The organism is Amycolatopsis sp. WAC 01376 (assembly GCF_003947415.1).
GTDB lineage: Bacteria > Actinomycetota > Actinomycetes > Mycobacteriales > Pseudonocardiaceae > Amycolatopsis.
Genome location: NZ_QHKL01000010.1, coordinates 44,439 through 66,740, shown reverse-complemented (window position 1 = coordinate 66,740; position 22,302 = coordinate 44,439). Strand labels below are relative to the sequence as shown.

The window sequence follows — 22,302 nt, the reverse complement described above, 5'->3', positions numbered from 1 at the left end:
CGGCCTTCGGACGTCAAGCGTAGCCGCTCCTCCTAGCGGCACACTGAGGACGCCCGCTCAACACACCCGGAGGGCCTCCACACGACGCCCTTCAAGCACGGAACGACCGCCGAGCCCGGCGAGTTCCATGACCACCGACACGCCGGTGACCTGCGCTTTCGCGTCTTCCAGCAGTTTGCAGGTGGCCGCGACCGTGCCACCGGTGGCGAGCACGTCGTCGAGGACCGCGACACGCTGACCAGGCGCGACGACGCCTTCGGGGAGCTCGACGGTCGCGGTGCCGTACTCCAGCGTGTAATCGACCCGGCCCGCGACCCTGGGCAGCTTGCCGGGTTTGCGGATCAACGCCACGCCGAGACCGCGGGAGTAACCGACGGCGGCGGCGAGCAGGAACCCGCGCGCTTCGACTCCTGCCAGCAGGTCGACGTCGGGATCGACGGTGGCGGCCAGCGCGTCGGTGACCGCCTTGAAGCCCGCCGCGTCGGCGAACAGCGGACTCAGGTCCCGGAACAGCACGCCGGGTTCCGGGAAGTCCGGCACGTCGGCGATCAGGTCGAGTGCCTTGTCCAGCTCCATGTGCTTCCTGCTCTCCAGTCGTGCTTCCGGTCCCTGAACGCTAGGAAAGGTCCTTTCATTGCAAATTTTGCAATGAAAGGACCTTTCCTAGCGTTTGACGGCCGGGATTACTTCTTCCGCTTGCCCGACGGGCGGCCCTTGTGGGCCTTCTGGTTCCGGGCGGGCACGCTCGCCGCGGCGGCGTACGCCCTCTCCTTGCGGAGTTCGGCGGCCAGCGAGTCCTCGTCGGCCGGATCGAAGTCGTCGTCGCGCTCCGCGGCGGCCTTGCGGGCCTGGTTCGCGCGTCGCGACGCGACCCGATCGGCCTGCTGCCGGTACTTCGGGTCACGCATCTTGAAGTCGACCAGCAGCGGGGTCGCCAGCGCGACCGACGACAGCACGCCGACCACGGTGCCGGTGAGCTGCACGAGCGCGAGCTCCTGCAGGGTGCCGGAGCCGAGCAGGAGGTAGCCGATCACCAGCAAGCCGAGGATCGGCAGCGCCGCGATCAACGAGGTGTTGAACGAACGCATCAGCGTCTGGTTCAACGCCAGGTTCGCCGCTTCCGCGTAGGTCCGGCGGGTCAGGCCGAGCAGGCCACGCGTGTTCTCGCGGACCTTGTCGAACACCACCACCGTGTCGTACAGCGAGAACCCGAGGATCGTCAGCAGACCGATCACCGTCGCCGGCGTGACCTCGAAACCGATCAGCGAGTACACACCCGCCGTCACCACGATGTCGTTCAGCAGGGTGACCAGTGCCGCGGCCGCCATCCGGGGGTCGAAGTACAACGCCAGGAACAGCGTCACCGCCAGCAGGAAGACCGCGAGCGCGATCAGCGCCTGCCGGGAGATCTCCCCGCCCCAGGACGCGCTCACCGCGCTGTCACTGATCGCCTGGACACTCGGCTGGCCGGAGGTCCCGATCGGCCCCAGTTCCTGGAACAGGGCCTGCTTCACCTTGGCGACCTCGGCCGCGTCCAAGGTGTCCGAACGGAGCTGGATGGTCGACGAGACGCCGCTGCCGACCTTCTGCGCCTCGTCGGCGGGCTTGCCAAGCGAGGAGGCGAAGACCTCCTTGGCCCGCTCTTCGGTGATCTGCCCGCTCTTGCCGTTGGCGGGCAGCTGGATCTGGGTGCCGCCTTCGAAGTCGATGCCGAAGTTGAAGCCCTTGACCCCCATCGACGCGATGCACACCAGCACCAGCGCGCCGAAGAAGAGGTACCAGCGCTTGCGGACGCCGACGACGTTGAACACGCCGCTGCCCACGTACATCCGGTGGAAGACGCTCTCGCGTTTGGTCTCGGTGGTGTTCTTCTCGTCGACCACGGTCACGCCTCCTTGACGTTCGGGCGACCGGTGGCGGGACGGGCCGCCTTGCGCTCCGAGCCCAGCTGCTGCACGGCGCCGAGGCCGAGATTCTTGGGGTTGGACAGGAACTTCGACTTCGACCGGGAGACCATCGCGACCAGCGGATGCGTCACGAGGTAGACCACGACGAGGTCGAGCACCGTCGACATGCCGAGAGTGAACGCGAAGCCCTTCACGTCACCGACGGCCAGCAGGTAGAGGACCGCCGCGGCGAGGAAGCTGACCGCGTCCGCCGCGAGAATCGTGCGCTGGGCACGGGACCAGCCGCGCGGTACCGCGGATCGGAAGGTTCTGCCTTCGCGGATCTCGTCCTTCAATCGTTCGAAGTAGATGACGAACGAGTCCGCGGTGATACCGATCGCGATGATCAGGCCCGCCACGCCGGCGAGGTCGAGGGTGTACCCGATCCACCGCCCCAGCAGCACCAGGACCCCGTACACGATCGCGAACGACAAGCCGAGCGACAGAATCGTCAGCAGGCCGAGCAGCCGGTAATAGAACATGCAGTAGATGAACACGGCCAGCAGGCCGATACCGCCGGCGATGAGGCCCGCCTGCAGCGACGCGAGACCCAGCGTCGCGGACACCGTGGTCGCGTCCGAGGACTCGAACGACAGCGGCAGCGAACCGTACTTCAGCACATCCGCCAGGTCCTTCGCCTCGGTCTGGCTGAACCGGCCGGTGATCTGCGTCTGACCGCCGAGGATCGCGGACTGGATGGTCGGCGCGGAGACGACCTGCGTGTCGAGGACGAACGCCGCCTGCTTCTGGGTGTTCTTCGAGGTGAAGTCGCCCCAGATCTGGGAACCCTCGCTCTTGAAGTTCAGGTTGACGACCCACTGGGAGTTCTGGGTGTCGTAGGCCGAGGAGGCGTCGGAGATCTGCGTTCCGGGAAGGAACTCCGGCTCCAGCAGGTACTTCATCGTGTTCTTGTCACCGCAGGCGACCAGTGGCTTGTCGGTGAGGTCGTTGCCGACCAGCGGGTCCGACACCTTGGGGTCGCAGTTGAGCGCCGCGAAGGCCTTCTCGGCGGCCGCGGCCTGCTTCGCCTGGTCCGTCGACAGCAGATCGGGGTTCTGCCGGAGGTTCCGGGCTTCCTCGATCTCCCTCTTGGTCTTCTCGTCCGCGTTCTCGTCCGGCTGCTGCCGCGGCGCGCCGACCGCGCCACCGCCGCCGTTGGCCGGGCTGCTCGGTGGAGCGCTCGCGCCGGGGGCGCCCGACGTCGTCGGCGAGGCCGAAGACGGCGTGCCCGAAGCGGGCGGGGCCGACGGCTGCGGAACCGGGGTCACCGGCTGCGACGTCACGACCTTCCGGAAGCCCAGCTTCGCGGTCTTGCCAAGGGCCTTGGCCTGGTCGCCCTGCTCGCCGGGGACGGTGATCACGACGTTGCTGCCGTCGAGGACGACCTCGGTGCCGCTGACGCCGATACCGTTGACCCGGCGCTCGATGATCGAGCGGGCCTGTTCGAGGGACTCCCGCGGAGGGTCGCCGCCGTCGGGGTTGCGGGCGGTCAGCGTAACCCTCGTGCCGCCTTGCAGGTCGATGCCGAGCTTCGGCGTCGGCTTTCCGCTACCGGTGAAGAACACCAGGGCGTACAGCGCCACCAGGATCAGGGCGAAGAAGGCGAGATAGCGTCCCGGGCGGAGATGCCCGGCCGGTGCGGCCACTGTGCTTCGGTCTCCTCGAACGGACTGGGTGTTCCCCAATGGACTTGGCTGTTCACACACCGGACGGGAGTCCGGTGGTACCGCGAACCTGCCTCGATGACGATGCCCGGTGAACGGGCACGACTATGACGACGGACACGCACGCAGCACCGAGACACTACTCGGTGCTGCGTGAGCCCGGCGTTGGCCCCGCACCTACGAAAGTCTGGTGTCGGGGATGGCCTTACAACCTCTACTTCTTGCCGTGCTCCAGCGGAGGAGCGATCTGCGCGCCGGACTTCTCCTCGACGCGCTCGTCGTCCTTCGACTCGACGACCGGCTCCTCGACGACGGCCTCGTCGTCAATCGTGTCGGCGTCGTCTACGTCAGTCTCGACGACCGGTGCGACCTTCTCGCGGACGGCCTGACGCAGCCAGGTCGTCACGACACCGGGAGCGATCTCGAGGTCGATCGTGGTGTCGGCGGAAGCGTCGGCGACAGACGCGTAGAGACCGGAGGTGGTCATCACCCGGTCACCGGGAGCCAGGCTCGAGAGCAGCTCCTGCTGCGCTGCCGCCGCCTTCTTCTGCTTACGGGTGCCCATGACGAGCGGAATCGCCACAACGAGCATCAGGAGCAGCGGCAGCAATAACTGGTTCATGATTCTCCATTTCGAGCGGACGCCGCGCGGTGCGCTTGTTTTGTCCGATTTGGCGGGGTGTGCTCTCTCCGAGTGTGCCAGGTGCCAGCGGAAACTCCACCACCACCCGTCGTCACCGCGGGCCTCGGGCCGCGTGAACGGTCCGGTCAGTCCTGGTCGAACAGGCTCGGTCCGCCCTGCTCGCCACGGGTGGCACCGGCCGGGGCCGGCAGGCCGAGGTGCTCCCAGGCGGCCGCTGTGGCGACCCGGCCGCGAGGAGTGCGGGCGAGCATACCGGCGCGGACCAGGTAAGGCTCACACACCTCTTCGACGGTGGTCGGTTCTTCCCCCACCGCGACGGCCAGCGTGGACACGCCGACCGGGCCGCCGCCGAAGGAGCGGACCAGCGCGGTGAGCACCGCGCGGTCGAGCCTGTCGAGGCCGAGTTCGTCGACGTCGTAGACCTCCAGCGCGGCACGCGCGATCTTGCGCGTGACCTTGCCGTCGGCCCGGACCTCGGCGTAGTCGCGCACCCGGCGCAGGAGCCGGTTGGCGATCCGGGGTGTGCCCCGGGACCGGCGGGCGATCTCCTCGCAGCCGTCCCGGTCGATGTCGATGTCGAGGATCGTGGCGGCGCGACGGGCGACCAGCTCCAGTTCGCTGTCGCTGTAGAACTCCATCTGACCGGTGAAACCGAACCGGTCACGCAGCGGGCCGGTCAGCGAACCGGACCGCGTCGTGGCCCCGACCAGCGTGAACGGCGCGATCTCCAGCGGGATGCTGGTGGCGCCTGGCCCCTTGCCGACGACGACGTCGACGCGGAAGTCCTCCATCGCGAGGTACAGCATTTCCTCGGCGGGCCGGGCGATCCGGTGGATCTCGTCGATGAACAGGACGTCACCGGGCGCCAGGTTGGACAGCATCGCGGCCAGGTCGCCCGCGCGTTCCAGCGCCGGTCCGGAGGTGATCCGGATGGCGGCGTTGAGTTCGGCGGCGACGATCATCGCCATACTCGTCTTGCCCAGTCCCGGCGGGCCGGAGAGCAGGACGTGATCCGGCGGGACACCCCGGCGGCGCGCGCTTTCCAGTACGAGTTCGAGCTGTTCGCGCACCCGCGGCTGGCCGACGAACTCGTCCAGTTTGCGGGGGCGCAGCGTGGTCTCGACCTCGCGTTCGCCGGTCTGCGGCAGCGCCGAGAGCGTCTCGTCGTCGGCGTCGAAATCCGTCACGGCTTCATAGTCCATGTGGCTCTGCTACCGCTTCCGCCCGAGGCCCGCCAACGCGGCGCGCAACACGGAAGCCGTCGTGTGGCCTTCGCCTTCGCCGAGCACCTTGTCGACGGCCAGTTCGGCCTGTTTGGCCGGGAAGCCGAGGCCCGCGAGCGCTTCGACGACCTCGCCCCGCAGCGCGCCGGGTGCGACCACCGCCGGTGTGCCGTCGGTCGGGCCGGCGAGCGCGGTGACCTTGTCGCGCAGTTCGAGGGTGAGCCGCTCCGCGCCCTTGCGGCCGATGCCGGGCACCTGGGTGAGCACGGTGATGTTGCCTTCGACCAGTGCGGACCGCAGTTTGTCGGGATCGAGGACGGCCAGCGTCGCGAGGGCGAGGCGCGGCCCGATTCCGGAGACCGTCTGCAGGAGGCCGAACAGCTCGCGGGCGTCGGCGTCGGCGAAACCGAACAGCGTCAAGGAATCCTCGCGGACCACGAGCGCGGTGTGCAGCATCGCCTCCTCGCCGCGGCGAAGCGTCGCGAGAGTGGCGGGGGTGGCCTGCACGGCGAAGCCCACTCCCCCGACCTCGATCACGACGTGGTCGAGACCGATGGAGAGAATTTCACCGCGTACCGAGGAGATCATCGAGCCGCTCCCTGCGTTTTGGCTTCGTGTTTTTTGGCGCGCTGTGCCGCGGCGGCGAGCCTGGCCTTGTGGTTCTTGGCGATCTCGGCGGCCCTGGCCTCGGCTTCGGCGAGCCGGACCCGCATCGGTTCGCGCCACAGATGGCAGATGGCGAGCGCGAGCGCGTCCGCGGCGTCCGCCGGATGCGGTTTGACCTCGAGGCCGAGCAACCGCATGACCATACCGGTGACCTGCGCCTTGTCCGCGCGGCCGGAGCCGGTGACGGCGGCCTTGACCTCACTCGGGGTGTGGAACACGACCGGCACCCCCCGCTTGGCCGCGGCGAGCGCGACGACCCCGCCCGCCTGCGCGGTGCCCATCGCGGTGCGCACGTTGTGCTGCGCGAAAACGCGTTCCACCGCGATGGCGTCGGGCTTGTAGCGATCCATCCACCGCTCGGCGGCGTCGGAGATCCCCAGCAGGCGCACGGCGAGATCGGCGTCCGGCGGGGTGCGCACGACGTCGACGGCCACGGCGCGGACGGTGCGGCCCGTGCCGCCGTCGACCACTCCGAGCCCGCACCTGGTCAGACCGGGGTCGACCCCGAGTACCCGCACGCGTTTCCTCCGCACTTCCGGCGAACATCCGTTCGAGCCTGAGGCTACCCGGGGATCGCTCCGGGCAAGATGAGGACATGCCGAGCCTCGACGAGTTCACCATTCATCTGGGTCTGGAACCGCTTCCCGTGGAGGGCGGCCGCTGGGCGCAGAGCTGGCGCGACGAGACCGCTTCGGCGATCTACTACCTGCTGGCGCCGCCGGAAACGTCTGCGCCGCACCGCCTTGACCGGCTGGAGATCTACGCCCACCACGCCGGCGCGCCGGTGCGGATGCTGCTGCTGTTCCCGGACGGGCGGATCTCGCGGCCGGTGCTGGGCCCGGACGTCTCGGCCGGTCAGCGGCCGCAGGTGGCGGTGCCCGCCGGGGTCTGGCAGGCGTCGGTGAGTACCGGTGAGTGGAGCTTGGTGGGGACCGTGGTGGTGCCGCCTTATACGGACGACTGCGTGGAGTTCCGGGCCGCCGCCGCTTTGGCGGCGGAGTGGCCAGAGGCGGCGGAGGACCTGGCACCTTGGCTGGAGTGAGCCGCATTTAGTCCTCTAGTTGCGGCGGGCGGGCGGTCTCAAACGCTATGAAAGGTCCTTTCCTTGCAAAATTTGCAAGGAAAGGACCTTTCATAGCACGCTCAGCAGAACCTCAGGGACCGTCGACGCCCGGCGTCCAGCTCTCCGGGTCACCGGATTCGGTCAGCACCGGCTGGTACCGCGCGAAACCCTCCGGCGCGTCCGGATGCCACGGGAAGTGCCCGTCCGGCGTGGCGACGATCATTTGCAGCGCCGGGAAGTCCCCGTCCGGGTAGATCAGGAACGCGCTCCCGAAGTACTCGGGATAGTGCCCCTTCGCGACCCGTTCGAAGACCACCGGCGCGCCCTCGAAGAAATCGTCGTAGCGCCTGCCGACCTCGAAGATCTCACCGGCGGCCGCACGGTCGACGTAGGCGTCGAGCAGGACCGGCCCCATGTGCTCGGGCAGTCCGATCACGACCGCTTCCGCGACGTTGTGCAACGCCCAGGCGCACGCGGTGAAGCAGAAGGCCGCTTCCTCCTCGTCGCCCTCGACCGCGATGACCGCGTTCCCTCTCGCCTTCGCCTGCGACTCGATCCACTGGAGGAGTTCGGCTTCTTCGGCGGTGAGGGCATCGGCTTCAGAGGTCGTCACGCGCGACATTCTGCCCCACGCGAGCGCTCGCACCTAGTCCCGGGACCGATTTTCCGCGGTACGACTGGAAAAACGATCAGCCGACCTCGGCCATGACCTCATCGGACACATCGAAGTTCGCGTAGACGTTCTGCACGTCGTCGCAATCCTCGAGCGCGTCGATGAGCTTGAAGACCTTCTTCGCGCCTTCGACGTCCAGCGGGACGCTGACCGACGGCAGGAACGTGAGATCCGCGGACTCGTACTCGAAACCGGCTTCCTGCAAGGCTTTCCGGACCGGGACGAGGTCGGTGGCCTCGGCGACGATCTCGAAATTCTCGTCGAGGTCGTTCACCTCTTCCGCGCCCGCGTCGAGCACGGCCATGAGGACGTCGTCCTCGGAAGCCTCACCCTTGGGCATGATCACGACGCCCTTGCGGTTGAACATGTAGGAGACCGAACCCGGGTCGGCGAGCGAGCCGTTGTTCCGGGTGAGCGCGGTCCGGACCTCCATGGCGGCGCGGTTCTTGTTGTCGGTGAGGCATTCGATCAGCACGGCCACACCGTTCGGGCCGTAGCCTTCGTAGGTGATGGTCTGCCAGTCGGCGCCGCCCGCTTCTTCACCGGCACCACGCTTGCGCGCGCGCTCGATGTTGTCCTGCGGGACCGAGTTCTTCTTGGCCTTCTGGATGGCGTCGTAGAGCGTCGGGTTGCCATCCGGGTCGCCACCGCCGGTCCGTCCAGCCACCTCGATGTTCTTGATCAACCGGGCGAAGAGCTTGCCGCGCTTCGCGTCCAGGTTGGCCTTCTTGTGCTTCGTGGTGGCCCACTTGGAGTGGCCGCTCATCTCTCCTCCATCTACTCCTGTGCCCGCCGCTGAGCACAGTGTCAGTTTGCCTAAGCCTGCCGCACGAGGTCGACGAACAGCCTGTGCACGCGTTCGTCCCCGGTGAGTTCGGGGTGGAACGACGTGGCGAGTACCGCCCCCTGCCGGACCGCGACGATCCTAGCGGCCGCGTCGTCCGAGCCCGGCATTTCGGGGACACTGGCGAGTACCTCGACTCCGTCGCCCGCCTTTTCGACCCACGGGGCGCGGATGAACACAGCGTGCACCGGTCCGCCTTCGACGCCGGTGAAGTCGAGGTCGGCTTCGAAGGAGTCCACCTGCCGCCCGAACGCGTTACGCCGGACGACGACGTCGAGTCCGCCGAGTTGCCGCTGGTCAGGCCGTCCGTCGAGGGCCTGGCGGGCGAGCAGGATCATTCCGGCACAGGAGCCGAACGCCGGCATGCCGTCCGCGATGCGCTCGCGCAGCGGCTCCAGCAGTTCGAAGGTCTCCAGCAGCCTCGACATGGTGGTCGATTCGCCACCCGGCAGCACCAGACCGTCCACTTCGGACAGTTCGCTCGCGCGGCGGACCGGCAGCGCCCGCGCGCCGGCGCGCTCCACCATCGCGGCGTGCTCACGCACGTCGCCCTGCAGTGCGAGCACGCCGACAACCGGCCGTGCCCCCGTCGCGATCGCCACCCGACCTCCCGAAAGACGTTCCCCCTAGCTTAGGCGTCCCGGGGAACGGCCAGGTCAGGGGACCCCGGCCAGCCGCAGCAGGGCGGCGGTCGCGGCGGCCGCCACGACGACCAGCGCGAACGGCGCCTTGCGCCAGGCGAGCACGCCGCCGACCAGGACCCCGGCGGGCCGGGCGTATCCGGCGAACTCGTGCCCTTCGGTGAGCGCGGCGACCGCGACCAGCGCGGCCAGCAGTACGACGGCCGAACGCGCCATCAGTTTCTCGGCCTTGGGCGACACGGTGAACCGCGCCTTCAGCACCGGCCCGGCGAACCGGAAGGCGAAAGTCCCGGCGGCGAGCACGCCGCCGGCGATGATCAGGTCCAGCGGGTCCATCAGTGCACTCCCTCGGGTTCGCGTTCGGCGGGTTCCTTCGCGGCCACTCCGGCCAGCACGCCGACCAGCGCGAGCAGCACCGGCAGCCCGGCGGGCAGGAACGGCGTCGTGGCCAGCGCGACGGCCACGCCGAGGAACACCGGCAGCCGGGTGGCGCGGTCGCGCAACGACGGCAGGACCAGCGCGAGCAGGACCGCCGGGAAGGCCGCGTCGAGACCGAAGGCGTCGGTGTCGCTGATCGCGGTCCCGGCGAACGCCCCGGCGAGGACACCAGCGTTCCAGCACACGAACAGCCCGATCCCGCACACCCAGTACGCCGCCCGGCGCCGCTCTTCGTCGCGCTGGGCCAGCGCGAACGCGACCGATTCGTCGATCATCAGGTGGCTGCCGACGATCCTCGACGACCACCGCTTGCCAAGGACGTCGCCGATCGCGAAGCCGAACGGCAGATGCCGCGCGTTGGCGAGCAGGCCCGCCGCGACGGCCGCCACCGGACTGCCGCCGGCGGCGATGATTCCGACGAACATGAACTGCGAGGCGCCCGCGAAGACCAGTACCGAAAGGAGCATCGGCGCCCAGATCGGGAAGCCGGAGCCCACCGCGATCGCACCGTAGGAGATGCCGACAATGGTGTCGGCGAGGCAGACCAGCCCGATGTCACGGAGAAGATCGCGCCCCAGGACACGAGTGGTTGTTCGCCATATCGAACGCATAGCGTCATACAATGAACGAACGCAGCCGTGTTCGTCAAGGCGAACGCAACGACCGATGGAGCGAACGCATGTCCCCGACCGCTTCCGACGGCGCCCCACTGGACGTCATCGCCACGTCCCTGCGCCGGGAGCGCGCCCGCACCGGGCTGTCCCTCACCGAGGTCGCCAAACGCGCCGGCATCGCCAAGTCCACGCTCTCCCAGCTGGAGTCCGGGGCCGGGAACCCGAGCGTCGAGACGATCTGGGCGTTGTGCGTCGCGCTCGACGTCCCGTTCTCCCGGGTGGTCGAGCCCGAACGCCCCCGCGTGCAGGTCATCCGCTCGGGCAGCGGGCCGACGGTGTTCGCCGAACACGCCGATTACGCGTGCACGCTGCTCAGCTCCTGCCCGCCCGGAGCCCGGCGCGACGTCTACCTGATTCGCGCCGAGCCGGGGAAGCCGCGGCTTTCGGATCCGCATATGAGCGGCATCGTCGAGCACATGATCCTCAGCGCCGGGCGGGCAAGGGTCGGGCCGCAGGACGATCCGGTCGAACTGCTGCCCGGCGACTACATCTGCTACCCCGGCGACATCCCGCACATCTTCGAGGCGCTCGAACCGGGCACGTACGGAGTGGAGATCGCGGAGTACACCTGATCAAGCAGGCTCCTCAGTCTTCTCGTCGGTGACTTCGGCCAGCTTCCAGCCGCCCTTCCGCCGCAGCACCAGGACGTAGTACGCGATCGAAAGCAGGGCGACACAGGCGGTGACGATCAGGCTCGGCCGTCCCACCGCCGGGTCGAGCAGGTTCTGGTAGACGACGAACACCAGCACGGCCAGCGCCAGCACCGGCGCGACCGGGAACCACGGCATCCGGTACTTGGCGTGCGCGGTGGCTCCGGTGCGCCTGCCGACGATCGCCCCGAGGCAGAGCGCCGCGTAAACCGCCACGATCGACGTGCTCGTCACCACCAGCAGCAGTTTCGGGTCGACGAAGCAGAGCAGCGCGGCGACCAGTCCGGTGCCGACGGTGGCCACCCACGGCGTCCCGAACTTCGGGTGCACCGCGGCCAGCGCCCGGTTGACCGGCGACGGCCACGCCCGGTCGCGGCCGCTGCTGAACAGCATCCGCGAACTGATCAGCACGATCGCCAGCACCGCGTTGACGATCGCGAGCGCGACGGCAAGACCGAGCACCGTGTCGAGCGTGCCGCCACCGCGCGAATCGATGAAGTAGGACAGCATGTTCTCCGAGGCGAACAGCGCGTTCAGATCCGGCGCGCCGAGCAGGACCGCGGTCACCGGGATCAGTTCCGCGAGCACCGTGATGCCGAGCGCCAACAGGATCGCGCGGGCGATCCCGCGCGAGGCGTCCTGCGTCTCCTCGCCGAAGTACACCGCCGAGCCGTAGCCGTTGTAGGCGAAGATCGCGACCGAGGTGGCGATCGCGATGGCCGCGAGCGTCGCCGGGCTCCCGTCGGAGGCGACCGGATGCGCGAGCAGCTCGCTGAACGACCGCGCCGGGTTGAACAGCCCGAGCGCGCTGACCACGATCAACGCGATGATTTCGATCGCCAGGAAGATCCCGGTGACCCAGGCGTTCAGCTTGATGTCGAACACCCCGACGACGGCCGCGACCACACAGGTCACGGCGGCGATCACCGGACCGGGCACGCCGGGCATGAGCACGCCGAGATAGGTGCCGACGCCGAGCGCGATCACCGCGACGATGAGCACCTGCGTGATGATCATCAGGCCGAGTACGGCGAAGCCCGGCAGCCTGCCAAGAGTGCGGGTGACGATCGCGTACTCGCCGCCTGCCAGCGGGAACGCCGACGCGAGTTCCGCGTAGACGAAGGCCATGAGCACCCCGACGACCGCAGCGGCCACGAAGCTGTAGAAGGCACCCGTGCCGGCCCCGGAGATCACCCCCGGCGCGATGATGAAGACCGACGAAGCGGGGCTGATCGCGGAGAGTGTGATGAGCAGCGTGCCGAGAGTGCGCAGACCGCGGCGCAGGGCGGGAGTGGACACGGCCGACCTCCTACAAGGTGGGTTCCTTGAATCTCCTTCGAAGAACTGTTGAGCACGCATCAAAGGCCCTGCACCGTGTGACGTCAAGAGCTGATCGCGCTCGACCCTTGCGTTTTTCGAACAAGATTCGAAGAATGAACGCATGGCGAGACCGAGCAAGGCGACGGAGCGACGTGCCGAACTGATCGAGGTGGCCAGACGGGCCGTCCTCGAACGCGGCGTGCTGAACCTGCGGCTGAGGGACGTCGCCGAGGGCGCGGGCCTGTCGTCGGGTTCGGTCCTGTACTACTTCCCCACCCTCGCCGACCTGCTCCAAGAGGTGCAGCGGGAGGCGGTGGCGCGGTTCTGTTCGGCGCGGGAACTGGCCGCGGGCACGAAGGCGACCCCGTCCGGGCGCCTGCTGGCGATGATCCGCAGCGGACTGCCCACCGGCCCCGACGACGAACTCTGCGTACTGCTCTACGAACTCGGCACGATCGCCCGCCGCGATCCCGTGTACGCCGCCCGGCACATCACGCTCTACGAACAACAGGTCCGGATCTACACCGGCATCCTCGAAGCGGGCGCCGCCACCGGCGAGTTCACCCTGACCGCGGACGCGGTGTCGATCGCGCGGAACCTGGTCGCGCTGGAGGACGGCTACGGCCTGCACCTCACCCAGGCCGTGCCGACGCTGGAAACCGCGACCGCCGAAGCGATGTTGCTCTCCTATGCCCGCACAGCCACCTCGAACCCCTTGGAGGACCGTCCATGACCCGCGCCCGTGACCTGGGTGTCCCGCTGCCCGGCCGGACCGGTGAGCACAACGCGCTCACCGACGTCCCCGGCGTCGAGATCGGCTTCACGACGCTCGTCGAGGGCGAGTCCGTGCGGACCGGCGTCACCGCCGTCCTGCCGCGCGGTCGCGAGGATTTCGCCGTGCCGTGCGCGGCGGGGACGTACGCGCTCAACGGCAACGGTGAGATGACCGGTACCGCGTGGCTGGCCGAGACCGGGTCGCTGACCCTGCCGGTGCTGATCACCTCCACGCACGCCGTCGGCCCTTGCCACCGCGGCGTGATCGACTGGGTGGTGCGCGAGCGGCCCGACGTGGCCGCCGAATGGCTGCTGCCGGTGATCGCCGAAACCTGGGACGGCTACCTGAACGACACCACCGCCCCGACAATCCACAGTGGACACGCCGTCGCGGCGATCGACGCCGCGCAAGCGGGTCCGGTCGGCGAAGGATCCGTCGGCGGCGGCACCGGGATGACCTGTTACGGCTTCAAGGGCGGCACCGGAACGGCCTCCCGCCTCGTGTCCTATGGGGACGACGAGTACACCGTGGGCGCGTTGGTGCAGGCCAACTTCGGCTCACGTCGCGAGCTCACCGTCGCGGGCGAACACGTCGGAGCGGAACTCGGCGCCGACAACCCGATGGAGGAGGACTGGGCGGCACCCTCCGGCGCGGGATCGGTGATCGTGCTCGTGGGCACCGACGCTCCCCTGCTGCCCGGTCAGTGCACCTCGCTCGCCCGCCGCGTCCCGCTCGGCCTTGCCCGCACCGGCACCACCGGCTCGCACTTCTCCGGTGACCTCTTCCTCGCGTTCAGCACGGCGAATCCGGGGGCGCTCACCAGCCGGTTCCCGCGAACGGAGCAGGCCGAGTACGAAAGCCTGCGGTTCGTCCCGTGGGGCAGGCTCGACCCGTTCTTCGAGGCCGTGGTGCAGGCGACCGAAGAGGCGGTGCTCAACGCTCTGTTCGCGAACGAGGAGATGACCGGCCACCGCGGTCACCGGGTGCCCGCGATGCCGACAGCGCGCTGGCGTGAGGTCTAGGCAAGGTGGCGTGGTCGGTGCGGGGGGGTCGTGAGTGTTTCGGGTCGTTAGAACGACACATAACACTCACGACCACCCAGCGGCCCCCGGTCCTCGGACACTCCACCAGACAAGACACGTTCGACCTGCCGGTGGCCCGGGTCAGAGCCAGTCCGCCTCGATACCGCGGGCACGCAGCGTCTCAAGTGCTTCCTCGTTGCCCGTGTACAGCAGTGTCATCGACTTCAGGTTGGGGAAGTGCCGCAGGTCGGCGAACTCGTCGACGTCGAACAGGGCGTCCTCGCCGTCCCAGTTCGGCGCGATCTCGAGGTAGATGTCGTTGCCACCGTCCATCTCGATCTCGGTGATCTTCTCCGCGAGCTCGACGGGGACCTCGAGCGCGTCGAAGTAGGCCAGTGCCTCAGGTACCGCTTCGACGCTCCCGGCGTCGTAGGTGAAGCCCTGCTCGGCGGCGTACTCCCGCAGGGTGAACTTCGGCAGAAGGTCCTGGTTGTACATCAGCTCTTGGACGACCGCGAGCTTGAAGTTGCGGTCGGCGAACTGGATCGACTGGCTCATACCCGAAGCCTATAAGCGCCGGCGCGCTGCTCGACGGCGGAGCCTCGGCAAGACCGTCGTTAGCACAGGCAGAACCTCGTAGCGCGCGAGGTGGCACCACGGGACGCCGGATTGACAGGGTCACCCGACCGGCGCAATTCTGCTCCCCGTGAAGAAGAACATGACCCCGACCGCGGCGCAGATGAAGGTGCTCGGCCTCACCGAGTGGGAATCCCGCGCCTATCTCGCCTTGCTGGAGGAGTCACCTTCCTCCGGTTACGGCGTCGCGAAACGGTCGGGGGTGCCCAGAGCGAAGGTGTACGAGGTACTCGACTCCCTGGAGCACAAGGGCGCCGTGCACGTCACCCACGGCGAGCCCAGGCAGTACGGCCCGGTGCCGCCGAAGGAGCTTATCGACCGGGCACGCGAGGAGATGCTGGCCGGCCTGGACCTCGCCGAGGCCGCGATGAACGACTACGCCGAGCAGCAGGACACCAACGCGGTGATCTGGGACATCCAGGGGCGTGAGGAGATCGTCGCCCGCGCCCGCCAGCTCGTGCAGGGCGCCGCACACAAGATCCTGCTGGAGATCTGGGCGCCTGACGCCGGGGAGCTGCGGCGTGAACTGAAGGCCGCGGTCGGCCGCGGTGTGGAGGTCACCGCGGTCGCCTACGGTGACCCCGAGTACCCCTTCGCCAGGGTCTACCCGCACCCGCTCACCGACGAGGTCACCAAGGGCCTCGGCGGACGTTGGCTCGTGGTCAGCGTCGACAACCGCGAGGTCATCGCAGGCAACGTGTCCAGTGCCGGGCTCAGCCGGGCGGCCTGGACCACCCACCCCGGCCTGGTGGTCCCGGTCACCGAGCTGATCCGCCACGACCTCTACAAGCTGGAAGTGCTCGCGTCGCACGGCGACGTGCTGGAGGCCGCCTACGGCCCGGGGCTCAGCGTGCTCCGGGAGAAGTTCGGCGCGGGCGAGCAACGCCCGGAGGGACCCGGCGAATAGGCGTTCACCCCCGAAGCATTTCGGAGATCAGAAAGGCCAGTTCCAGCGACTGTTCGGTGTTCAGCCGCGGGTCGCAGGCGGTCTCGTACCGGGTCGGCAGGTCCGCGTCGGAGATGTTCTGTCCACCACCGACGCATTCGGTCACGTCTTCCCCCGTCAGTTCCAGGTGGACACCGCCCGCGTGAGTGCCGAGGTCCCCGTGCACCTCGAAGAAGCCTTGGACCTCGTCCACGATGCGGTCGAAGTGCCGGGTCTTGTACCCCGTGCTCGCTTCGTGTGTGTTGCCGTGCATGGGGTCGCACTGCCAGACCACCTCGTGCCCGGCGGCCGTGACCGCCTCCACGATCGCGGGCAGCACCGTCCGCACCCGATCGTTGCCCATCCGGGTGATGAAGGTGAGCTTGCCCGCCTCACGATGAGGATCCAGCCGCCGGGCGTACTCGACGGCTTGCCGTCCCGTGGCCTCCGGACCGAGCTTCACCCCGACCGGATTCGCGAGCAGTTCCGCGAACGCGAGATGGGCGCCGTCCAGCTGACGGGTGCGCTCGCCGACCCACAGGAAGTGCCCGGACAGGTCGTACAGCCGGGAGGCCGGATTCTCGTCTTGCTCCCATCGAACCAGTGCGCGCTCGTAGTCCAGCACCAGCGCCTCGTGGCTGGCGAAGATCTCCGTGGTGTGCAACGGAGTGGCGGCCACGCCGCAGGAGTCCATGAACCGCAGGCTGCGCTGGATCTCGGCGGCCAGCGCTTCGAACCGCTCGCCTGCCACCGATCCGCGCACGAAGTTCATGTTCCACCGGTGTACCCCGTGCAGGTCGGCGAGCCCGCCACCGGCGAGTCCCCGCACGAGATTCATCGTGGTCACCGAATTCGCGTAGGCCCCGAGCATCCGTTGGGGATCCGCCACCCGCAGCGACGCCGAAGCGACCGCGGAGTTCACGATGTCGCCTCGGTACACCGGCAGGCCCTGCCCGTCGATGTCCTTCGAGCGCGGTTTGCCGTACTGGCCTGCCATTCGGCCGACCTTCACCACCGGCACGCTCGCACCGTGGGTGAGCACCAGTGCCATCTGCACCAGCAGCCGCACGTTGGCCCGGATGTGGGACTCGGTGTTCGTGGCGAAGGTCTCCGCGCAATCACCGCCCTGCAGCAGGAACGCCCGGCCGCGGGCGACCTCGGACAGCAGGCTCCGGAGCCGGTCGACCTCCGGCCGGACCACGATGGGCGGAACGCTTTCCAGTACTCCGCACACTCGGCGGCGCGCCGATTCGTCCGCCCAGCGCGGTTGCTGCGCCGCCGGCCGGGAACACGCCTCCGCGAGCCGGGCGCGCGGCCCGGCAGGCGAGGGGGCGGCCGCGTCACCGGCCTCGAACCAGGCGGTGGCGGTCCAGTCGATCCACGGATGTTCCCCATCGCGCTCGGCGAGCACGACACCCGGGCTTTCGGCCATGGGCTCTCCGTTCACAGCTCGGTCACTTCGCCGGGTCGATCGATGAAGTGGTGCTTGCCGAGATCGCAGAAGCGGTACCGCTTGGGGCGGATCTGCCCGTCCAGTTCGTAACCGGCTTTTCGCTCCCATTCGCCGAACTCGAACTCGGTGGTGATCTCGAGTCCGCTCAGTCCCTTGACGCTCTTGTACCCGTAGAGGCCGAAATCGATGAGCCGTAGCGGGTAGCCGCGTTCGAGGGGCAGTTCTCCGCCGTTGACGCGGTCGATCAGCAGCGCACGCCTGGCGATCGCGTCACCGAGCGGGATGGTCGATTCGTACACGCCCTTCTCCGGCGTGCCGATGCTCCGCTGCCGGAGGTACAGGCCTTCACCCGTGCCCTGCCAGCCGGCAAGCCGCAACACGTCTTCGAGCAGGACGCCACCCCAGTCTTCCCGCACGCTCCAGTTGCACACGCAGACGTACCGGCGGGACTCCTCCACCCTTGCCACCGGCTGGAGATCACTGTGGGTCAGCCGCCTGAGGATTCCGCCGGGAGCGGCGACCTCCAGGCGCCAGGCGTCGAGGTCGACCCGCTCCGGTGGGCCGTCCTGGTAGTAGCGGAGTGAGCTGGGTTTACGTCCTCGTTTGGTGGGAGTGGGTGCGTTCACGAGTCCGCTCCGTCCACGGGGCGGGCACACCGGAAGCCGATCAGGTTGTCCCGGAGCCCTGGGTGGTAGTGGTCTCGTGCCGAACTTCGGAGGTAGTCGGCGTCGTGCAGCCCGCAGCCACCCCGTGCCACGTGGTCGTCCTCTTCCATCGTGCGGTACAACGGATCCTTCCCCGAGGTGCGATACGCCATCGCATAGTTGTCCAGGCACCATTCGGCGAAGTTCCCGGCCATGTCGTGGCAACCGAACGCGGAGACGTTGCGCGGGAAGTGATCGGGACTGGTCGGCCGGCGCTCCACCGGGTCGCAGTCCGGCGCGAAGTTCGCCAGGGTCAGGTCCGGTTCGTCCTCGCCCCACGGGTACGTGTTCCCCGCGGTGCCCTTGCAGGCGTACTCCCATTGGGCTTCGGTGGGCAGCGTCTTGCCCGCCCAGCGGGCGTACGCCAGTGCCTCCCACCAGCTCACCCCCGTGACCGGCACCTCGGGCGCCGACCAGAGCGGGTCGTCCCAGTAGTTCGGCCGGGTCGCCCCGGTCGACTCCAGCCACGACCATCCCGCCGGCGTCCAGAGCTGCGCCTGCCGGTATCCGCCGTCCTCGATGAATTCGGCGAACTGGCGGTTGAGCACCGGATAAGTGTCGAGGTGGAACGGACTGAGTTCGATCTCGGCGACCGGCTGCTCGTCCGGTGAGAGCGAAGACCCCCGTCTGAACCGTCCGCCGTGAATGAGCTGAACGGATTCCAGCATCATACTGCCCACAACTGATCTCCTTGGACGAAAGAATCGATAAATCGGGCATGCCGAAGCCAGCTCACCGTTTCACGGCGATTGACGTTCGAGTATGCCGATTGCGATTTGTTCTGCCTACTGCGATGAAATCCGGTCACCGGGAGGCAGTCGGGTGAAGACGGACCACAGCATTCGAATGGTCCTGGTCCGTGAGATGAAACGGAGTCCGTGCCGCTGCGCGGCAGGTCTCGTGGTCAAGGCGAGGTCCACTTCGCCGTTCGCGGCACGTTCCGCGGCCGCGCTGGTGGACAACGCGTAATCCACTTCTGCCACTTCGTAGCCGGGTGGAAGCAACTGCCGGATCAGCGCGACGGGCGCCGGATGGGTACTGATCTGGCAGGTCAAGGGCAACGGGCGATCCTGCCGCGAAGCCAGTCCGTACAACGGCGTGTCGAAGACGAACGCCCGCTCGAGACCCAGTACCCGGTCCATGTAGAACTCGCTGACGCCCTGGTACGCGTTGGCGACGAGCAATCTGCTCGCCCGCCCCTCTTTCACCGCGGCCCAGGCTTCTTCGTAAGACGGGAAGAGCTCGACCGCCCCCATATCCCGCGCGATGCCGAGACGGCCCGCCAAATGCCAGCCCGCCGCCTCACTGCTGGTCCCCGCCGGTCCCAGTGTCGCGATCACGTCATCAGGCCGGGCTTCCGAGGAACGGACGACCAGTTCCCGAACCGATTTGCCGACCGTCTCGGGTCTGAGCCGATCCTGGACACGCTCATGCTGGCTCCCCATGCCAATACCCCCTAGGGCCCGGCTCGACCGGACCAAGATCAGTAACCACCCTCATGGTTACTGTGCCCGATGCTAGCAGTGATGATCCGGAAGTCAACGCTTTGACCCGGCGCCGGAAATGGGCTACAACTTCGAATCAGCGTGGCATTGCCGCCCGCGCCGGGGCGTATCGATCACCTTACCGAAATTGTCCTCGGACGCGCCTGGTCCTTTTCCGCGAGCAGTCGCCGTGCCCGACCTGACTAACCAAGGGGGAATCATGATGGCCGAGTTGAATGAGGCCGCCAGCGCGTTACCGAATTCCGGTATCCGGGAAATCGCGGCTCTGGCCGCCCGGCATGCGCACGCCATCCGGCTCGACATCGGAGATCCGGACTTTCCGACGCCGGCTCACGTGGTCGACGCGGCGCACACCGCGGCACGGTCGGGCCGCACCCACTACCTGCCCAGCGCGGGGCTCCCGGACCTCCGCGCGGCTCTCGCCGAGAAAATAGTGGCGCGCAACGGGTACCGAGTCGATGCTGACCAGGTCGTGGTGACACAGGGCGCGAGCCAGGGCATATTCGCGGCTCTGCTCGCGGTGACCCGGCCAGGGGACGGGGTGCTGCTTCCCGATCCGGCTTGGCCCAACTACCTCACGATGGCCCGGCTGCTCCGGCTCCGTCCCGAGCGTTACCCACTGGACGCCGACGCGGGATTCACCCCTTCCGTGCGGCGACTGGAACAGCTCGTCACACCGGAAACCAAGGTGCTGCTGCTGAACTCGCCGTCGAACCCCACCGGCGCGGTGGTGGGCCGGACGCGGATGCGCGAACTGCTGGACTTCGCCCGCGACCACGGTCTCTGGGTCATCTCCGACGAGTGCTACGACGAACTCACCTTCGACGACACCTTCACCAGTGCCGCCGCGGTGGCGCAGGACCGGGTCATTTCGGCCTACAGCTTTTCCAAGACCTACGCGATGCCCGGCTGGCGTGTCGGGTACCTCGCGGTTCCGGCCGACGCCGCCGAAGTCGTCTCCAAGTGCCAGGAGTCCTTGCTCGCCTGCGTGAGCGAACCGGCGCAATGGGCGGCGCTCAGCGCCTTGACCGGGCCGCAGGACCAGGTCGCCGAGATGCGTGAGGCCTATCGGAACCGCCGGGACGCCCTGCTCGGCGTGTTCGGCCACACCGATTCCCGGCCTGCCGTACCCGCGGGGGCCTTCTACGCCTGGATCGACATCACCGCCACTGGCGTGGACGACCGTGAATTCGCGTCGCGCTTGCTCGATCGGCACGGGGTGGCGGTCGCGCCGGGCTCCGCCTTCGGACCGGCGGGAAGGGGTTATCTCAGACTGTCCCTCACCACGTCGGAAGACCGGATCGTGGAAGGGGCGAAGCGCCTGATCTCCTTTGTCGATCGAGAATCCCAGGTCACGACCCAGTCCGGCGGCCGGACTTCCGGTGCTCGTAGCGGGTGGTGATGGTGACGCCGATGACCACGACGATCCCGCCGGCCAACTGCAACGGGGTCACCGACTCCCCGAGCGTGACGACCGCGATGAGCAGCCCGAAGATCGGGACCAGATTGAGCAGGTTCACCGCGGTGCTGGGGCGCAATCGTTGCAACGCCTTGGCATACAGGCCGAGCCCGGCGATCGAGCACAGGACGGTGAGGGCCGCGAGCGAACCCACGGTCGCCGCCGGATGCTCCGGCATACGCCACTGGTCCGCCTCGATCAGGGCCAGTGGCACGAACGCGACCGCCCCGGCGGCCGACTGGTAGTAGAGCACCACGGGGGTGGGATACCGATTGGCGACGGTCCGGGTGACGAAGTTGTACAGCGCCCACACGACTCCGCTCACCACGAGCAAGATGTCGCCGATCAATCGGCTCCCGCCCGCGGAAGGGGCGTAACCGACCACGAAGCAGACCCCGACGATGGCGAACGCGATGCCGATGAGACCGCTCACCTGGGTCCGCTGGCGGTAGATCACCAATTCCAGAAAGGCGGTGATCGCCGGGTACGCGGCGACCAGCAAGGCCGCGTCGGCGGCCGTCGCCAACTGCACCCCGATGTTCTCGATGGCGAAGTAGCACGTGATGCCGAGCAGTCCGCCGATCGCGAGCCTTCGCAGGTCCGCGCCGGACGGCCGAGGGTACCGGCGAATGACGTGGACCCACACCGCCAGCACCAATGCGGCGAGCGCGAACCGGATCAAGCCGATGGTCAGCGGAGGCACGTCGCGCAGCGCGACCTTGGTCAGCGTGTAGGAGCTGCTCAGCACCGCGGCCGCGAGGACCACGCAGACCACCGGGCCGTAGGGAGCGGGCTCCGTGGCCTGCGCGCCAGGTGCGAGATTCGGTAATTCGTTGCCCTGCTTGATCCTGGTCAACCCGGCCCCCCGCGTCGATACTAGTGACTACCCTGGTGGTTACGCTTTCAGGCTAAGGTCGCCGCGGAGGGCTGTCAACGGCGACCGCGTCAGCGCAGCAGCGGCAGACTCCCGGTGAGCCGCTGCACTGCCTTTTTCGGCCCGTACAGCGCCACTCCGAGGTAGTTGATCTCACTGCCCGTCGCCGCTTCCAGGAGAGTGCCGTAGTCGGCGTAGTTCCGGGTTTTCTGCGCGCAGTCGGTGAAATCCACGACGAGCAGTTCGACATCCCTTGTGCAGGCGTCGTTCCTGATCTCCCGCACCTTGTCCGCGGCCGCGGTGAGGATGGGGATCGGGATCGTGGTGATTCCGGCGTGCGCGCTTCCGTCACCGTCCTTGATCACGGGTCCGATGATCGTCTCGACCTGCCTGCCGATGCTCAGGGCCAGCACGGCCGCGGTGTTCGCGGCCAAGCCCGACGGCAAGCCCTCATCGACGACGATCGCCACCTTGTACGGCTGACCTGCGGTGCTCATACGGGTC

At 68.2% G+C, this 22,302-nt stretch carries 26 protein-coding genes; 6 read left to right on the top strand and 20 right to left on the bottom strand.

The window, feature by feature from the left end:
* Window positions 1-57: 57 nt before the first annotated feature.
* The 7 genes from DMH03_RS37945 to ruvC form a co-directional block, all read right to left on the bottom strand.
* Entirely contained in the window at window positions 58-576 is a 519-nt protein-coding gene (locus DMH03_RS37945; protein WP_125788103.1) for an adenine phosphoribosyltransferase, read from the bottom strand.
* A gap of 107 nt (window positions 577-683) precedes the next feature.
* The gene (gene secF / locus DMH03_RS37940) at window positions 684-1,829 is read right to left on the bottom strand and encodes a protein translocase subunit SecF (RefSeq protein ID WP_233611834.1); all 1,146 of its coding nucleotides are present in this window, start codon (window positions 1,827-1,829) and stop codon (window positions 684-686) included.
* 56 nt (window positions 1,830-1,885) lie between these two features.
* Entirely contained in the window at window positions 1,886-3,592 is a 1,707-nt protein-coding gene (secD, locus tag DMH03_RS37935; protein ID WP_199749182.1) for a protein translocase subunit SecD, read from the bottom strand.
* A 232-nt stretch (window positions 3,593-3,824) separates the two neighbouring features.
* A complete protein-coding gene (gene yajC, locus DMH03_RS37930; protein ID WP_125796822.1) occupies window positions 3,825-4,232 on the bottom strand; it encodes a preprotein translocase subunit YajC in 408 nt (135 codons plus the stop codon).
* A gap of 146 nt (window positions 4,233-4,378) precedes the next feature.
* The gene (gene ruvB, locus DMH03_RS37925; protein WP_125788100.1) at window positions 4,379-5,455 is read right to left on the bottom strand and encodes a Holliday junction branch migration DNA helicase RuvB; all 1,077 of its coding nucleotides are present in this window, start codon (window positions 5,453-5,455) and stop codon (window positions 4,379-4,381) included.
* A gap of 9 nt (window positions 5,456-5,464) precedes the next feature.
* Entirely contained in the window at window positions 5,465-6,064 is a 600-nt protein-coding gene (gene ruvA, locus DMH03_RS37920) for a Holliday junction branch migration protein RuvA (protein ID WP_125796821.1), read from the bottom strand.
* Entirely contained in the window at window positions 6,061-6,660 is a 600-nt protein-coding gene (gene ruvC, locus DMH03_RS37915) for a crossover junction endodeoxyribonuclease RuvC (protein ID WP_125796820.1), read from the bottom strand. Before ruvC ends, ruvA begins: the two co-directional genes overlap by 4 nt.
* A 77-nt stretch (window positions 6,661-6,737) precedes the next feature.
* Between ruvC and DMH03_RS37910 the strand changes: the two genes are divergently transcribed.
* A complete protein-coding gene (locus tag DMH03_RS37910) occupies window positions 6,738-7,184 on the top strand; it encodes a cupin domain-containing protein (protein ID WP_125796819.1) in 447 nt (148 codons plus the stop codon).
* A 112-nt stretch (window positions 7,185-7,296) separates the two neighbouring features.
* On the opposite strand, the gene DMH03_RS37905 is transcribed toward DMH03_RS37910, so the two are convergent.
* The 5 genes from DMH03_RS37905 to DMH03_RS37885 all read right to left on the bottom strand — a co-directional run bounded on the left by DMH03_RS37905 (window position 7,297) and on the right by DMH03_RS37885 (window position 10,412).
* Window positions 7,297-7,827: a DUF4262 domain-containing protein gene (locus DMH03_RS37905; protein WP_125796818.1), complete on the bottom strand. Its 531-nt coding sequence runs from the start codon at window positions 7,825-7,827 to the stop codon at window positions 7,297-7,299.
* Between the two features lie 67 nt (window positions 7,828-7,894).
* Window positions 7,895-8,644 (bottom strand): YebC/PmpR family DNA-binding transcriptional regulator, encoded by a 750-nt coding sequence (locus tag DMH03_RS37900; protein ID WP_125796817.1) that lies wholly within the window; start codon window positions 8,642-8,644, stop codon window positions 7,895-7,897.
* Window positions 8,645-8,694: 50 nt separating this feature from the next.
* The gene (gene pdxT / locus DMH03_RS37895) at window positions 8,695-9,324 is read right to left on the bottom strand and encodes a pyridoxal 5'-phosphate synthase glutaminase subunit PdxT (protein WP_125788094.1); all 630 of its coding nucleotides are present in this window, start codon (window positions 9,322-9,324) and stop codon (window positions 8,695-8,697) included.
* 54 nt (window positions 9,325-9,378) lie between these two features.
* Window positions 9,379-9,699 (bottom strand): AzlD domain-containing protein, encoded by a 321-nt coding sequence (locus DMH03_RS37890; RefSeq protein WP_005159089.1) that lies wholly within the window; start codon window positions 9,697-9,699, stop codon window positions 9,379-9,381.
* A complete protein-coding gene (locus DMH03_RS37885) occupies window positions 9,699-10,412 on the bottom strand; it encodes an AzlC family ABC transporter permease (protein ID WP_148106389.1) in 714 nt (237 codons plus the stop codon). Before DMH03_RS37885 ends, DMH03_RS37890 begins: the two co-directional genes overlap by 1 nt.
* Window positions 10,413-10,480: 68 nt before the next feature.
* Between DMH03_RS37885 and DMH03_RS37880 the strand changes: the two genes are divergently transcribed.
* Entirely contained in the window at window positions 10,481-11,047 is a 567-nt protein-coding gene (locus tag DMH03_RS37880; RefSeq protein ID WP_125788092.1) for a helix-turn-helix domain-containing protein, read from the top strand.
* On the opposite strand, the gene DMH03_RS37875 is transcribed toward DMH03_RS37880, so the two are convergent.
* On the bottom strand, window positions 11,048-12,424 hold the full coding sequence (locus DMH03_RS37875; RefSeq protein WP_125796816.1) for an APC family permease: 1,377 nt from the start codon (window positions 12,422-12,424) through the stop codon (window positions 11,048-11,050). It abuts the gene before it with no gap.
* Between the two features lie 142 nt (window positions 12,425-12,566).
* Between DMH03_RS37875 and DMH03_RS37870 the strand changes: the two genes are divergently transcribed.
* Together DMH03_RS37870 and DMH03_RS37865 are read left to right on the top strand one after the other, a co-directional pair.
* Window positions 12,567-13,178: a TetR/AcrR family transcriptional regulator gene (locus tag DMH03_RS37870; protein ID WP_125796815.1), complete on the top strand. Its 612-nt coding sequence runs from the start codon at window positions 12,567-12,569 to the stop codon at window positions 13,176-13,178.
* Window positions 13,175-14,242 carry a P1 family peptidase gene (locus tag DMH03_RS37865; RefSeq protein ID WP_125796814.1) on the top strand — a complete coding sequence of 356 codons (1,068 nt, stop codon included), beginning with the start codon at window positions 13,175-13,177 and terminating at the stop codon, window positions 14,240-14,242. Before DMH03_RS37870 ends, DMH03_RS37865 begins: the two co-directional genes overlap by 4 nt.
* A gap of 141 nt (window positions 14,243-14,383) precedes the next feature.
* On the opposite strand, the gene DMH03_RS37860 is transcribed toward DMH03_RS37865, so the two are convergent.
* Entirely contained in the window at window positions 14,384-14,800 is a 417-nt protein-coding gene (locus tag DMH03_RS37860) for a hypothetical protein (RefSeq protein WP_125796813.1), read from the bottom strand.
* Window positions 14,801-14,948: 148 nt separating this feature from the next.
* On the opposite strand from DMH03_RS37860, the gene DMH03_RS37855 reads away from it, so the two are divergent.
* Window positions 14,949-15,785 carry a TrmB family transcriptional regulator gene (locus DMH03_RS37855; RefSeq protein WP_125788087.1) on the top strand — a complete coding sequence of 279 codons (837 nt, stop codon included), beginning with the start codon at window positions 14,949-14,951 and terminating at the stop codon, window positions 15,783-15,785.
* A 4-nt stretch (window positions 15,786-15,789) separates the two neighbouring features.
* On the opposite strand, the gene DMH03_RS37850 is transcribed toward DMH03_RS37855, so the two are convergent.
* From DMH03_RS37850 to DMH03_RS37835, 4 genes are all read right to left on the bottom strand, one after another.
* Window positions 15,790-17,235, bottom strand: a complete 1,446-nt coding sequence (locus DMH03_RS37850; RefSeq protein WP_125796812.1) for a class II 3-deoxy-7-phosphoheptulonate synthase — start codon at window positions 17,233-17,235, stop codon at window positions 15,790-15,792.
* 11 nt (window positions 17,236-17,246) lie between these two features.
* Entirely contained in the window at window positions 17,247-17,882 is a 636-nt protein-coding gene (locus DMH03_RS37845; protein WP_125796811.1) for a molybdopterin-dependent oxidoreductase, read from the bottom strand.
* Complete coding sequence (locus DMH03_RS37840) at window positions 17,879-18,631, bottom strand: SUMF1/EgtB/PvdO family nonheme iron enzyme (protein ID WP_125796914.1); 753 nt, start codon at window positions 18,629-18,631, stop codon at window positions 17,879-17,881. Before DMH03_RS37840 ends, DMH03_RS37845 begins: the two co-directional genes overlap by 4 nt.
* Window positions 18,632-18,745: 114 nt before the next feature.
* Entirely contained in the window at window positions 18,746-19,405 is a 660-nt protein-coding gene (locus tag DMH03_RS37835; protein WP_199749180.1) for a hypothetical protein, read from the bottom strand.
* Window positions 19,406-19,664: 259 nt separating this feature from the next.
* On the opposite strand from DMH03_RS37835, the gene DMH03_RS37830 reads away from it, so the two are divergent.
* On the top strand, window positions 19,665-20,867 hold the full coding sequence (locus DMH03_RS37830) for a pyridoxal phosphate-dependent aminotransferase (RefSeq protein WP_158633158.1): 1,203 nt from the start codon (window positions 19,665-19,667) through the stop codon (window positions 20,865-20,867).
* On the opposite strand, the gene DMH03_RS37825 is transcribed toward DMH03_RS37830, so the two are convergent.
* The gene (locus DMH03_RS37825; RefSeq protein ID WP_125796809.1) at window positions 20,818-21,780 is read right to left on the bottom strand and encodes a DMT family transporter; all 963 of its coding nucleotides are present in this window, start codon (window positions 21,778-21,780) and stop codon (window positions 20,818-20,820) included. The genes DMH03_RS37830 and DMH03_RS37825 overlap by 50 nt on opposite strands.
* Window positions 21,781-21,869: 89 nt before the next feature.
* Window positions 21,870-22,295 (bottom strand): DUF2000 domain-containing protein, encoded by a 426-nt coding sequence (locus DMH03_RS37820; RefSeq protein WP_125796808.1) that lies wholly within the window; start codon window positions 22,293-22,295, stop codon window positions 21,870-21,872.
* Window positions 22,296-22,302 lie beyond the last annotated feature (7 nt).